General features: G+C 63.5%; 11 protein-coding genes and 1 pseudogene. 8 read left to right on the forward strand and 4 right to left on the reverse strand.

Annotated elements, in window-relative coordinates; genetic code table 11:
* The 4 genes and pseudogenes from DK459_RS30845 to DK459_RS25025 form a co-directional block, all read right to left on the reverse strand.
* A pseudogene (locus DK459_RS30845) lies at positions 1-534 on the reverse strand (hypothetical protein); the annotation flags it as partial.
* Between the two features lie 400 nt (positions 535-934).
* Entirely contained in the window at positions 935-2,683 is a 1,749-nt protein-coding gene (locus tag DK459_RS25015; RefSeq protein ID WP_024068621.1) for a flagellin, read from the reverse strand.
* A 192-nt stretch (positions 2,684-2,875) separates the two neighbouring features.
* A complete protein-coding gene (locus tag DK459_RS25020) occupies positions 2,876-4,474 on the reverse strand; it encodes a class I SAM-dependent methyltransferase (protein ID WP_024068622.1) in 1,599 nt (532 codons plus the stop codon).
* 207 nt (positions 4,475-4,681) lie between these two features.
* On the reverse strand, positions 4,682-5,443 hold the full coding sequence (locus DK459_RS25025; RefSeq protein WP_006387507.1) for an RNA polymerase sigma factor FliA: 762 nt from the start codon (positions 5,441-5,443) through the stop codon (positions 4,682-4,684).
* A gap of 431 nt (positions 5,444-5,874) precedes the next feature.
* On the opposite strand from DK459_RS25025, the gene flhD reads away from it, so the two are divergent.
* From flhD to DK459_RS25065, 8 genes are all read left to right on the forward strand, one after another.
* A complete protein-coding gene (flhD, locus tag DK459_RS25030; RefSeq protein ID WP_006219025.1) occupies positions 5,875-6,198 on the forward strand; it encodes a flagellar transcriptional regulator FlhD in 324 nt (107 codons plus the stop codon).
* Between the two features lie 31 nt (positions 6,199-6,229).
* Entirely contained in the window at positions 6,230-6,811 is a 582-nt protein-coding gene (flhC, locus tag DK459_RS25035; RefSeq protein WP_006387508.1) for a flagellar transcriptional regulator FlhC, read from the forward strand.
* Between the two features lie 117 nt (positions 6,812-6,928).
* Entirely contained in the window at positions 6,929-7,798 is an 870-nt protein-coding gene (gene motA / locus DK459_RS25040) for a flagellar motor stator protein MotA (RefSeq protein ID WP_006387509.1), read from the forward strand.
* A gap of 11 nt (positions 7,799-7,809) precedes the next feature.
* Positions 7,810-8,799 carry a flagellar motor protein MotB gene (gene motB, locus DK459_RS25045; RefSeq protein ID WP_006387510.1) on the forward strand — a complete coding sequence of 330 codons (990 nt, stop codon included), beginning with the start codon at positions 7,810-7,812 and terminating at the stop codon, positions 8,797-8,799.
* A 2-nt stretch (positions 8,800-8,801) separates the two neighbouring features.
* Positions 8,802-9,182 (forward strand): response regulator, encoded by a 381-nt coding sequence (locus DK459_RS25050; RefSeq protein WP_006387511.1) that lies wholly within the window; start codon positions 8,802-8,804, stop codon positions 9,180-9,182.
* A gap of 29 nt (positions 9,183-9,211) precedes the next feature.
* Positions 9,212-11,353, forward strand: coding sequence for a chemotaxis protein CheA (gene cheA, locus DK459_RS25055; RefSeq protein WP_038503359.1), 2,142 nt, complete (start codon positions 9,212-9,214; stop codon positions 11,351-11,353).
* Positions 11,354-11,368: 15 nt separating this feature from the next.
* Positions 11,369-11,869 carry a chemotaxis protein CheW gene (cheW, locus tag DK459_RS25060; protein ID WP_006387513.1) on the forward strand — a complete coding sequence of 167 codons (501 nt, stop codon included), beginning with the start codon at positions 11,369-11,371 and terminating at the stop codon, positions 11,867-11,869.
* A gap of 137 nt (positions 11,870-12,006) precedes the next feature.
* A partial coding sequence (locus tag DK459_RS25065; RefSeq protein ID WP_146221929.1) for a Tar ligand binding domain-containing protein occupies positions 12,007-13,013 on the forward strand: 1,007 nt, incomplete at its 3' end.

The following is a 13,013-nucleotide window of genomic DNA, read 5'->3' on the forward strand; positions in this document are numbered from 1 at the left end:
GACGCTGTCCGTGGCGCCCGGCTGCGGCGGGGGCGCATCGGCGGTGCGCGGCGCAATGGGAGCCGCGGGCGAGCGCGGGTCCGACGGCCGGGCGGCCTCCGGTCCCACGCCCGGCGGCGCGCCCAGGGGTACGCGCACCGGACCGGCGGCGGATGCGCCCGTGCGTCCGGCATCGGGCGTGCTCCAAGACACCACCAGTAGCACCAGCGCGCCATAGATCGCCAGGGTGTAGAGCACCGTCAGCGTGGCGTAGCCCACCCGTTTGCCGGTGATCGGCGTGGCGTCTTCACGCCCCAGCAGGCTGCGCCAGCCGACCAGGGCGGCGCCGGGCGCGCTGATCAGCCACCAGCCCAGCCGCTTGAGCGGGCCGGGACGGCGCGGGATCGAAGCCTGGACCTGCGCGGCCAGCAGTTCGCGCAAGGCGCGGTTTTCTTCGCGCAGGCGCTGGGTGTGGGGGTCCACCGGCGCCTGGTCGTCTTGATCCGTGGTGCCGTCATGCCGCGTAGCGAGTGGATCGGGAGGCGTGGTGGTCATATTACGAAAGATATAGATACAAAAGCGTGCGAGGGCAATTATGAAGGCCCGCGGCGTGTCTCAAAAAAGCGAGAAGGTGGCAAAAAGCCACCTTCCACGATCGCTTGGAAGCCCGGGCGATTCGTGGGCCCGGTGCGCAGCGGCAGTCCACGCGCGCGCAACGGCGCAAGCGCGGCCGGGAACGAAGGAGGTGCGGGGAATGAGGCGCCGAAAGCGTGCAAACCGCGGCCCGATGGCGCGTTGCCGCCGGCCTTGGGGCGGGACCTTGGGGAGGCGTAAATGCAAACAAGCCGGCTTGCGCCGGCTTGTTGTGCGGCCGGGTGCGAGGCACCCGGCGCGGGAGGCGGGCAGGGCGTGCCTTGCGGCCCGCCTTGCCCAACCGTCAGGCGTTGCGGCGTGATTAACGCAGCAGCGACAGAACGGTTTGCGGCACTTGGTTGGCTTGCGCCAGAACCGAAGTGCCAGCCTGTTGCAGGATCTGAGCCTTCGACATGTTCGACACTTCCGTGGCGTAGTCCGCGTCTTGAATACGCGAGCGGGCCGACGACAGGTTGTTCACGACGTTGTTCAGGTTGGCGATGGTCGATTCCAGGCGGTTCTGCACAGCACCCAGTTCGCCCGTCAGCTTGTCCAGCTTGGTGAAGGCCGAGTCCAGCGTCTTGAGCGGGTCGGTGGTCTTGTCGCCCTTGCTGGTGGTTTCGAACGTCATCTTGCCGGCGCTGTTGATGAACAGCTGCTTGCCAATGCTGTCGGCGTTGGGATCGACGCCGGTGGCGACGTCCGCGGCGGCGCCAGCCTTGGTGTACGTGTTGCCGCCCGCGATGGCCTGGATCTTGCCCGAGATCTGGTCGAATTCGAAGCGTTGAACCGTCTTGGACGTGGTCGACAGTTCCTGCTTGTCGTTGACGTACAGGTTCTGGCCACCTTGCTGCACCAGGCCGTTTTCGTCCACCACGACGGTTGCGGACAACACACCCGAACCCATGGTGATGGTGGCGGTCTTGGTCGCGCCCAGGCCGTCGATGGCGCTGAGCACTTCGGCGGTGGTGGCGGTCGTCTGGAACGAGATGTCCGCGGTACCGGTCGCTTGGCTCTTGTACGTCGTGCCGTTGACGGTCAGTTGGACACCCGCAGCGGTGCCGGCGGTGCCCATGAAGCCCGTCAGGTTGGCTACGGTCGCCTGGTTCCAGTTACCGCCGTTGTCGGTGGTCGACAGGTTGCCGGCGGTGTCGTAGTACAGCGCATTGCCATTGGCATCGGAAATCTTGCCGTCGGAGGCGATCTGGATGCTGACTTCCTGCGTATTGTTCTTGTACGTGGCGGTGGCCGGCGTGGAGCCGATCTTGCTTGTGATCGCCGTGGCGACGTTGGCGCCCGTATCCACCTTGTTGTAGGTGAAGTTGCCGGCGGCGGCATCGTACTTGTAGACGGTGGTCGCAGTGGCTCCCTGGACCGAAACGGTGTTGCCGTCGCTCAGCTTGCCCAGCACATCAGCGGCCGAAGCGCTGGTGTTCTTGGTGGTGACGTCGTATTGGTTGGGCTGGCCAGGCACAGCGCCGACGTTCGGGCCGGTCAGGTCGTTGACGTTGGCGGCGCGGTTCTGCACAACGCCCTTGCCGTTGACGTTGAAGCCGTCCAGGCCCAGCGTCTTGACGCTGATTTCGGTCAGGTTCAGGGTGATGGTTTCACCGTCGTTGGCGCCGACTTGCAGGGTCAGCGGCTTGGCCGAACCCGACAGGACCTTCACGCCGTTGAAGTCGGTTTGTTGCGAGATACGGTCGATGTCGGCCAGACGCTGGTTGATTTCGTCTTGCATCGAATCCAGCTGCTCTTGCGAGTAGCTGCCGTTGCCGGCCTGCACGGCCAGTTCGCGGACACGCTGCAGGTGGGTGTTGACTTCGGAGGCGGCGCCTTCCGTCGTCTGGGCCAGCGAGATGCCGTCGTTGGCGTTACGGGCGGCTTGGGTCAGGCCCTTGACGTTCGCGGTGAAGCGGTTGGCAATGGCCATGCCGGCGGCGTCGTCCTTGGCGCTGTTGATGCGCAGGCCCGACGACAGGCGTTCGATGGCGGTACCCAGGGCGGACTGGGACTTGTTCAGGTTGTTCTGGGCAACCAGCGACAAGTAGTTGGTGTTGATGACTGCAGCCATGTTTAGGCTCCCAAGAGAGAAAGGCTTCTTCAAACCGGGCAGCTAGGCCGCCCAACTGTGTAACGGGAATACGCATTTTTGGTGCGATAGTTCTTCCGTTGCCAGGATTACGGCGCCCCAGGATCGTTCTTTAGGGCAAAACTCAAGAATTCTCAAATTTTTTGGGGGCCGAGTCTGAAGAGGCCTCAATCGTCAGTGCAGCACCGCCATCTTTTGCAGATTGGCCAGGACTTGCTTGAGCAGATCCTGGGCGATCGCGTCCAGATTGGTCGCGTTCTTCACGGATTGGCCGCTGGGGTGCCGCAGCTTGTTGGCGGCCAGCGCGGTACGCAACTGATTGCGCAGCGCGACCAGGGTCTGCTTGCCGTCCAGCCGGTCCATGACGAACTTGATGATTTCGTCGGTGGGTGGATTCAATGTCTGGTGCCACAGGTTGTACGCGCCAACTTGCGTCTGCTGCGTCGCAAGCAGGGAGGCCAGGCCGGGGATGAGCCGGGGCTTGGCGGATATCCTGTCCTGGTACGGAGCCGGCTCCAGCCGATACTGCAAGGCGCCCATATTGAGCAGCGTCACCAGGTGCACATATATGGTCGTGTCCAGTTCTTCTTCGCTGAGTCCGGTGGCATGGGGGCGGACGAGGCTGCGTAATTCGGAAAAAGGAACGGTGGCCGGCCACGCCAGGCGCAGACGGTCGACCAGTGCGATGAGTCCTGGATCGGACGTCGTCAAGGTTTTTCCCGTGCGTCCTTGATAACGGTGTTCGCCCGGGGGCGAGTCCGCGGCGTCCGGGGGCGCCAGGTCCAGTAGCGCCGTGAAATGCATATCGGCAAATCCACTGGCTTCGGGTTGTTCCAGCGCGTTGGCCGCTTGGTCGGCATGGACAAGCAGGCTGCGTCGGAATTGGCGCCCGATCGCGATATCCAGAAATTGCTCGCGCACAGCACGGTCGAACCCTTGCGATACCTGTTGATGGTGCGCGGCAACGTGGTTGCCGTAGTTGGTCGATATCGACGTTTCCGGCATTGCATCAGCCAGATAGGCCAGGCGGTGTTGCTGTGCCTGGGCAACGAACTCCAGGAAGTAGCAGGGCGAATTTACCGCTTCCAGGTACTCGTGCTGTAGATAATGGTTGGGTTGTGAGCGCAAATGTTGGGCAAGGTGGCGTATCGCAATCGCTTGCGCATTGGATTCAGCTGTGCCGTGCTCCAGCATGGAGAGTATTTCCCGCGCTTTGGTCAGCTTTTCTGCGCTGGTGCTGGCGCCGAACGTGCCCAGCACGAGCGCGTCGCGCACCACCTCCGAGACTTTCCAACCGGGATAAGTGTTGTAGCTGATATACGCTACGCCGGCCGGCGCCAGATTCTCGCGGCAGACTCGCATGAGCCCCTCGCGAACCTCCGCGGGAATCCAACTGTAGACGCCGTGCGTGATGATGTAGTCGAACTGGCCGAAATCCGGGGTGATGTCTGTCAGGCTCATGGCGAGCAACTCGATATTGCGCAGCCCGAGCCGCTCGATGACCTGGCGGCCTTCCGACACCTGTGCCGAGGATAGGTCCACGCCGACGATTTTTGCGTCGGGGTGGGCAGCCGCGAAAGGCAGGAGATTGCCGCCCGCCGCGCATCCGATTTCCAGGACGCGCGCCTGATTGAGCGGCGGCGCCGCGTGTCCGAACAGATGGGCTACCGCCCGCAGTTGGCCTGGCGCGCTATGGGAGATGGCGTTTGAAACATAGGGCGTTTCGTCGTAGGCGTTGGAAATCGCCTGGTTCAACAGATCGGGTTCGGTCATCTTGGAGTCCGTGTCGAGGCGGCCGCAACTTTGGCCGCTTGGTCGCGCGCGTAGGCAAAGGCATTGTGCAGGCGACAGCCTATCAGCCGATGGTGGATGCGGAAGGCTTGAAAAAGGGCGGAAAGAGCCCGGGTTTCGTCGGGTGGGAGGCCGATACAGACTGGTCCCGGATTTGTGCGGACCACATCGGCACGAACGTGCGCGGTCTCAGATGATCTGCGCGATCTGCCCTTCCTGGGGCAGGTCCTGCCAGGCCTGTTCGCGCAGCTTGGCGCGGATGCGGGCGGTGGCCTGCGAGCGCAACTGGCAGACGCGGGCCTCGGTCACGTTCATGATCGCGCCGATTTCCTTCAGGTTCAGGCCTTGCTCGTAGCACAGCGACAACAACAGTTTCTCGCGGTCGGGCAGCGAGTCGATGGCGTGGATCAGCGCCTGGCGGAAATCACCGGCCAGCAGGGAATCGAGCGGATTGCCGCTGGCCGCGCCGTGGTTCAGCGTGGCGGTCCAGTCGGACTGGCCGGAGCCCGAGCCCGTATCGGGTTCGGTCGCGAAATCCTCGTAGTGGACGATCTGCACACCCTGCGCGTCGTGCAGAAGCGTCTGATATTCGTTCAGCGGGATCTCCATCTGCTGGGCGATCTCGGCTTCCGTGGGCGCGCGCATCAGTCGCTGTTCCAGCGACTGGATGGCCTGTTCGATCTTGCGGGCCTTGGCGCGCACGCTGCGCGGCAGCCAATCCTGGCCGCGCAGCTCATCGAGCATGGCGCCGCGGATGCGGGTGGTGGCGTAGGTCTCGAACTGCGCGTCGGCCGTTTCCTGGTAACGCCGCACGGCGTCCAGCAGGCCGATCATGCCGGCCTGGATCAGGTCGTCCAGTTCGACGCTGGCGGGCAGCCGGGCGAGCAATTGCAGGGCCAGCTTCCGCACTAGCGGGGCATATTCGACCAAGCTGTCATCTGCGTGGGGCATTGCGGGAGTGTCAGGCGGTGTCCATCGTGACGCATTGTCGGTTGTTGTCAATTTGCGACATTGTCGACAAACGCGCGGCTGCGCTAAAGCTAGCAAGATTCTGTCATCGGCAAGGTGTCATTGTCGGTAAAAGACGGTATTTCATTCCTTAAAGCACGCAACGTTTTGAATGCTTATTTGCCAAATTGACGTACATTTGTGAGGACTTTCTATGTCAAGGTGTATCTAAAGTCTCAAGTTGCGCAATATCAACAAAGATTTGTCATATAAGTCATAGAAAATGACATGACCTGTGGTAAATTTTACTTAAATTGCGAACAAATGATACATTTCGCATTAAAACAGGATGCAGCGGGCAGGGTGCAACAGATGTTGCCAAATGCTTTTGGTTATCAAGCCCCTTCGGTGGGATAGGGAATAGGGAGTCGGGCGTGCAACAAGTCGAAAATTCTTTGCTGGCAGATATCCGTGAAGTGAATCTGTCCTATCTACTTCTCGCGCAGCGCATGCTGCGCGATGACTATGCTGCATCGATGTTCCGCCTGGGTTTCAGCAACGAGGTTGCCGATATCCTGATGCGTCTTTCTCCGGCCCAGCTGGTGAAGCTGGCCAGCTCCAGCTCGCTCCTGTGCCGCTTCCGTTTCGATGACTACAGCCTGCTGTCTGCCCTGACGCACGACGTGCTGGGTGGTGCGCTGCAGCAAGCGCACGCGACGATCCTGCTGGCCAAGCAACCTGTTGAAGAACTGGCCTGACGGCCGGTCGACTCCCACTCGGATACGTGCAATGGCCACCAAGAGCGTTTCGCAGGAAGCGGATGACATCCTGCTAGCCAGCTCCATGATCACCCTGGGCGCGCGGCTGCAGGTGCTGGAGGCGGAAACCAGCCTCAGCCATGACCGCCTGGCCCGTCTCTACCGCGAAATCCGCGGCTGCTCGCCACCGAAGGGCATGCTGCCTTTTTCGGTCGACTGGTTCATGACCTGGTTGCCGAACATTCATTCGTCGTTGTTCTACAACGTGTATTCGTTCCTGAACGCGCGTACCAGCAGCAAGGGTATCCGCGCCATCATCGACGCCTACCGCTTGTATCTCGAGAACGCCGGCGTCGACAACGCCGAATCGGCCGAGCCGGTGCTCAGTTTCACCCGCGCCTGGATGCTGGTGCGGTTTTTCGACAGCGGCATGCTGCAACTTTCCGCCTGCCGCCAGTGCGGCGGGCATTTCATCGCGCATGCGCATGATCCCCAGTCGGATTTCGTGTGCGCGATCTGCCGTCCGCCACCCCGGGCCGGCAAGACCCGCGCCGCCGCCAAGGCGCGCGCGGGCAGCCGATCCGTGCCAGCCGTAGACGCCGCCCGTTCCTGAGCGGCGCGTCCAAATACATCAAAAGCCCTGGAAAACTCCCCGTAACCCGCCTTTTTGGGACGGGGGGAACAGGGGATCATTGACGCCGGTTTTAGACTTCGTTGGCAGGGGCCTGATGTGTTGATTGTTATCGGTTTTCTAGTGGTGATCGTGTCGGTCATCGGCAGCTTCGTAGCGCTGGGCGGCCACATGGGCGCGCTCTACCAGCCGTTCGAGTTGACGCTGATCTTCGGCGCGGCCTTCGGCGCCTTCCTGGCCGGCAACAGCAAGAAATCGCTGATGCTCGTCAAGAAGGCACTGCCCGACACGCTGAAAAGCTCGCGCTACGGCAAGGACGTCTACATGGAGCTCATGGCGCTCCTGTACGTGTTGCTGAACAAGGCGCGCCGCGAAGGCCTGATGGCGATCGAATCGCACATCGAGGATCCGGCCTCCAGTCCGATCTTCAGCGAGTATCCGCGCATCGCCAAGGACGAGAAGCTCATGGAGTTCATCACGGACTACCTGCGCATCATGATCAGCGGCAACATGAGCTCGTTCGAGATCGAAACGCTCATGGACGAGGAAATCGAAACCTACCGCCACGAACGTGAAGTGCCTGCCAGCATGATCCGGCAGATGGCCGACGGCCTGCCCGCGTTCGGTATCGTGGCCGCGGTGCTGGGCGTGATCAAGGCGCTGGCCGCCGTGGACCAGCCGCCCGCGATTCTCGGCGACCTGATCTCCAAGGCCATGGTCGGCACCTTCCTGGGCATCCTGCTGGCCTACGGCTTCGTCGGCCCGCTGGCCTCGCGCATCGAGCGCCGCACCGACGAGGCCATGAAGGTGCTGGAATGCATCAAGACCACGCTGCTGGCCAGCATGAACGGCTATCCGCCCCAGCTGGCGGTGGAATTCGGCCGCAAGGTGCTGTACTCGTCGGTGCGTCCGACTTTCGGTGAGCTGGAAGAACACGTCCGGCAGACCAAGTCCACCGCCAAGGCCTGACGGAGCGGGCCATGAGCACGGTAAACAACCACCGTGTGGTGATCCGCCGCAAGAAGGTCCACGGCGGCGGGCACCACGGCGGCAGCTGGAAGATCGCCTACGCCGACTTCATCACGGCGATGATGGCGTTCTTCCTGGTGATGTGGCTGATCAGCATCGTGCCGCGCGAGGAACTGAAGGGCATTGCCGAGTACTTCCGCATGCCCCTGCGCGTGGCGCTGACCGGCGGCCCCAGCAGTTCGGCCGAGACCAGCGCGGTTCCCGGCGGCGGACGCGACCCCCTGCGCAACGACGGCGACGAGCGCCGCGCCCAGGGCAACCGGGTCGAGGCCCAGCCCAAGGGCGACGCCGAGCGGCGCGACCAGCATCGGCTGGAAAACCTCAAGAAGCGGCTGGAAAACGTCATCGAGAACAGCCCGGTGCTGAAAAGCTTCCGGCCCCAATTGCTGATCGACATGACCACCGAAGGCCTGCGGATCCAGATCATCGACAACCAGAACCGCCCCATGTTCGCCACCGGCCGCGCCGAAGTGCAGCCGTACATGCGCGACATCCTGCGGGAATTGGGGCCGGTTCTGAACGAGCTGCCCAACAAGGTCAGCATCTCGGGCCACACCGACGCGTCGCAGTATGCGCGCGGCGAACGCGCCTACAGCAACTGGGAACTCTCGGCCGATCGTGCCAATGCCTCGCGCCAGGAACTGGTGGCCGGCGGCATGAACGAAAGCAAGGTCATGCGCATCCAGGGCCTGTCATCGAGCATGAGCCTGGTTAAAGATGATCCGTATGCGGCCGTTAATAGACGTATCAGCCTGGTGGTGCTCAATCAGAGCACCCAGCGGCGCATCGAAAACGAGAACGCCGCGGCCGCGGACGTCAGCGCCAAGGATGCCCGCGAGGTTGGGACGGCCGTGGAGGCGGTGAATGCCGCCGCCCAGGCCACGACGGCAACCAAGCAAGGCGAACCGGCGGCGACGCCGGCGGCCGAAGGGGCTCGATAGCAATGGCGGCAACGATTTTGGTGGCGGACGATTCGGCGACGATGCGAATGATCGTCCAGGCCACGCTGACGGGCGCGGGATGGAAGGTGTTGACGGCCGGCAACGGCCAGGAGGCGCTGGAGGTGGCGAAAAGCCATCCGGTCGACCTGGTGGTGAGCGACTGGAACATGCCCGTGATGGGCGGACTGCAGCTGATCCAGGGCCTGCGCGAACAGGAACAGTACCTGGATGTGCCGGTGCTGGTGTTGACCACCGAGGACGACGTGGACAGCAAGATGGCCGCGCGGGATCTGGGCGTATGCGGCTGGCTCTCGAAGCCGGTGGATCCCGATGTGCTGGTGGAATTGGCGTCTGAACTGCTCGACGAGCAGTCCGGCGCATAGGCGAGTTCATTTATGAAGGCGTACGGGTCATGAGTTCTGGATTGGACCTCAGTCAGTTTTACGAGACCTTTTTCGACGAGGCGGACGAGCTGCTCGCGCAAATGGAGCAGCTTCTGCTCGAGCTCGACGTGGGCGCGCCCGACATCGAACAGCTCAATGCCATCTTCCGCGCGGCGCACTCCATCAAGGGCGGCGCGGCGACGTTCGGCTGTTTCAACCAGCTGGCGGGCACCACCCACCTGCTTGAAAACCTGCTGGATGCGATCCGTCGCGGCGAAATGGCGCTGCGCACGGACATGATTGATATTTTCTTGGAAACGAAAGACGTGCTCAAAAGCCAACTGGATGCCTACCGGGCCTCCGAAGAGCCCGATGAAGCCGTGTTTGAGCGTATCTGCGCGGTGTTGAGACAGCTCGCCCTGGAGCACAAGGACCCCGCCGCGGCGTCCGCGCCGGCGCCGGCCCCCACCCCCGCGCCTGCTCCGGTGGCGCAGGTCGCGCCCGAACCCGAGCCGGTGGCGGTGCCCGCGCCCGTGGCCGAGGCAGCTCCGGTGGCCGAGTCCGCCGACACCGCCGGCCTGCCGCTGCGCGTGCGCATCACCAAGGTGTCCGACAAGGACGCAGCCTCGCTGCTCGAGGAAATGGGCAACCTGGGGCAGGTCAAGGCCAGCGAGCGCGCCAACGGCGTGCTGACCGTCTGGGTCGACAGCACCTGCACCCCGGATGACATCGAGGCCGTCTGCTGCTTCATCGTCGACGCCGACCAGCTCAGCATTGCGCGCGAAGCGCCTCCGGCCGCCGCGGACGAACCTGCCGCGGCGGCGCCCGCCGTGGCCGCTGCGCCGGTCGCCGCGGCACCCGAGGCCGCGCCGGTCGCGGCCGCGCCCGCCGTGGCCGAGTCCGCCGCCGCCGCCGAGGCCATCTCGCAGGCCGCGCGCACCAGCCGCGCCGCCGCCGCACCGGCCCACGCCGACAAGGAGTCCACCTCGATCCGCGTGGGCGTGGAAAAGGTCGACCAGGTCATCAACCTGGTGGGCGAGCTGGTCATCACCCAGGCCATGCTGGCGCAGACCGCGTCGACGCTGGATCCGGTGCTGCACGACCGCCTGCTCAACGGCATGGAGCAGCTCGAGCGCAACGCGCGCGACCTGCAGGAAGCCGTCATGTCCATCCGCATGATGCCCATGGACTACGTGTTCAGCCGCTTCCCCCGCCTGGTGCGCGACATCGCCGGCAAGATGGGCAAGCAGATCGAACTGCAGACCTACGGCCGCGCCACCGAACTGGACAAGAGCCTGATCGAACGCATCATCGACCCTTTGACGCACCTGGTGCGCAACAGCCTGGACCACGGTATCGAGACGCCCGAGAAGCGTGTCGCCGCCGGCAAGGACCCGGTCGGCCAACTGGTGCTGTCGGCCCAGCACAACGGCGGCAACATCGTGATCGAGGTCAGCGACGACGGCGCCGGCCTGAACCGCGAGAAGATCCTCAAGAAGGCCATGGCCCAGGGCTTGCCGGTCAACGAGAATTCCCCCGACGACGAAATCTGGCAGCTGATCTTCGCGCCGGGCTTCTCCACGGCTGAAAAGGTCACCGACATTTCCGGCCGCGGTGTCGGCATGGACGTGGTGCGCCGGAACATCCAGGACATGGGCGGCCACGTGCAGCTCTCGTGCGAGCCGGGCAATGGCACCACCACGCGCATCGTGCTGCCGCTGACGCTGGCGATCCTGGACGGCATGTCGGTGCGGGTGGGCGAGGAAACCTTCATCCTGCCCCTGAACCACGTGACCGAATCGCTGCAGCCGACCAACGACCAGATCTACTCGGTGGCCGGCAACGAGCGCGTCATGCACGTGCGCGGCGAATACCTGCCGCTGGTGGAAATGCATCGCGTGTTCTCGGTCAGCGATGCGCAGACCGATCCCACGCAGGCCATTGCCGTCATCATGCAGGCCGAGGACCGCCGCTTTGCACTATTGGTGGATCACCTGATTGGTCAGCACCAGGTGGTGGTCAAGAATCTCGAGTCGAATTACCGCAAGGTCCCCGGCATTTCCGCCGCCACCATCCTGGGCGATGGCAGCGTGGCGCTGATCGTCGACGTATTTGCGCTTGCGCGCGCCAACCGTGAGCGTTGGTCGCAGCCCGAAGCCATTCTGAATTGATGGAGAAATAGCCCCATGGCAGCCAAACCGCAAGCGCAAGCCGCGCGCAATGAAGATGTCGGCAACGAGTTCCTGGTGTTCACGCTGGGCGATGAAGAGTACGGCATCGACATCCTGAAGGTGCAGGAAATCCGCGGCTATGACGCCGACACGGTGACCCGTATCGCCAATGTTCCGCCGTTCATCAAGGGCGTGACCAACCTGCGCGGCATCATCGTGCCGATCGTGGACCTGCGCATCAAGTTCAACCTGGGCAGCGTCGAATACAACGAGCAGACCGTCGTCATCATCCTCAACCTCGATCGCCGCGTGGTCGGCATCGTGGTCGACGGCGTGTCTGACGTGCTGATGCTCAACGCCGGCCAGATCCGTCCGGCGCCGGAGTTCGGCGCCACCCTGTCCACCGAATACCTGACCGGGCTGGGCACAGTCGACGAACGCATGCTGATCCTGGTCGACATCGAAAAGATGATGACCAGCGATGAAATGGCCCTGGTGGAGAAGGTCGCCTCCTGATCGGAGCTGCGGGGTCCGGGCGCGCGGCCGGCCAGGCGAGAGGCCATGGCGGCTGCGCACCCCAGGAAGATGGGCGCGCCATATTGGATTCGATATGGCGCTTTTGTTAACGATTTCTGTCTGGAGTGGTGCTTGTGATGCGCAAGTTTTTCGCGAACATGACGATACGCAGCAGCCTGTTGTGGGTGCTGGCGTTTTTCTCATTCATGTTGGTGATTGGAGCGGCGCTGGGCGTGCTGTCGTTGCGTATCAGCAACACGACACTGGCGGAAATCAAGCAATCGCAAGAACTGAACGACGCGCTCGGCCGCGTCGTGTCCAGCTACAAGGACAGCCTGAACGGGCTGGGGCGCGCGGCGTCGGCCAACTACGCCGATATCGTGCGCAGCGTCGGCCAGCCGACGCTGCTGACCCAGGGCCTGTCGAGCGAGGCCGCCGGGCTGCTCGAGCGCGCCAAGGCGTCGCAGAACAAGGGCCAGGCCGAGTTCGATTATTTCAAGACCTTGCCCAAGCCGGCCGAGGCGGCCGACTCGCTCAAGGAAGTCGAGGAGTCCTACGGCGCGCTGGTCCAGCAAGGCCTGTTGCCGCTGACGGCGGCGCTGGAAAAGGCCGACATGCCGGCCTACCAGACGCAGGTGCAGAAGGTGCAGGACGCGCTCGAAGGGCGTTTCGCCCGCGCCGTCGAAGGTTTCGATTTCTGGCGCGCCAGCAAGATGCTGGACGCTTTCGAAGTGGCCCAGGTGCGCTACCAGTTCGTGTTGATGGCGGTCGGGGCGGGCGGCGTGATCGCCGCGTTGCTGGTTTTCGCCACCTACGTGTTCCTGCGCCGCCGCGTGTTGCAGCCGCTCAAGGACGCGGGCCATCATTTCGACCGCATTGCCGGCGGCGACCTGACCGCCCGTGTCGAGGTTCGCAACACCAACGAGATCGGCCAGTTGTTCGCGGCCCTCAAGCGCATGCAGGAAAGCCTGACGCGCACGGTTTCTTCGGTGCGCCGCGGCGTTGACGAAATCAATACCGGTTCGCACGAGATCGCGGCCGGCAACACCGACCTGTCCAGCCGCACCGAGCAGCAAGCGGCCTCGCTGGAGGAAACCGCGGCCTCGATGGAAGAGCTGGCCTCGACGGTCAAGCAGAACGCCGA

This window comes from Achromobacter sp. RW408, assembly GCF_003184165.1.
Lineage (GTDB): Bacteria > Pseudomonadota > Gammaproteobacteria > Burkholderiales > Burkholderiaceae_B > Achromobacter > Achromobacter xylosoxidans.

Bases quoted from the DNA above. Each gene is read 5' to 3' on its own strand.
- DK459_RS25015 (WP_024068621.1), bottom strand. From the start codon at position 2,683: ATGGCTGCAGTCATCAACACCAACTACTTGTCGCTGGTTGCCCAGAAC.
- DK459_RS25020 (WP_024068622.1), bottom strand. From the start codon at position 4,474: ATGACCGAACCCGATCTGTTGAACCAGGCGATTTCCAACGCCTACGAC.
- DK459_RS25025 (WP_006387507.1), bottom strand. From the start codon at position 5,443: ATGCCCCACGCAGATGACAGCTTGGTCGAATATGCCCCGCTAGTGCGG.
- flhC (WP_006387508.1), top strand. From the start codon at position 6,230: ATGGCCACCAAGAGCGTTTCGCAGGAAGCGGATGACATCCTGCTAGCC.
- motB (WP_006387510.1), top strand. From the start codon at position 7,810: ATGAGCACGGTAAACAACCACCGTGTGGTGATCCGCCGCAAGAAGGTC.
- DK459_RS25050 (WP_006387511.1), top strand. From the start codon at position 8,802: ATGGCGGCAACGATTTTGGTGGCGGACGATTCGGCGACGATGCGAATG.
- cheA (WP_038503359.1), top strand. From the start codon at position 9,212: ATGAGTTCTGGATTGGACCTCAGTCAGTTTTACGAGACCTTTTTCGAC.
- cheW (WP_006387513.1), top strand. From the start codon at position 11,369: ATGGCAGCCAAACCGCAAGCGCAAGCCGCGCGCAATGAAGATGTCGGC.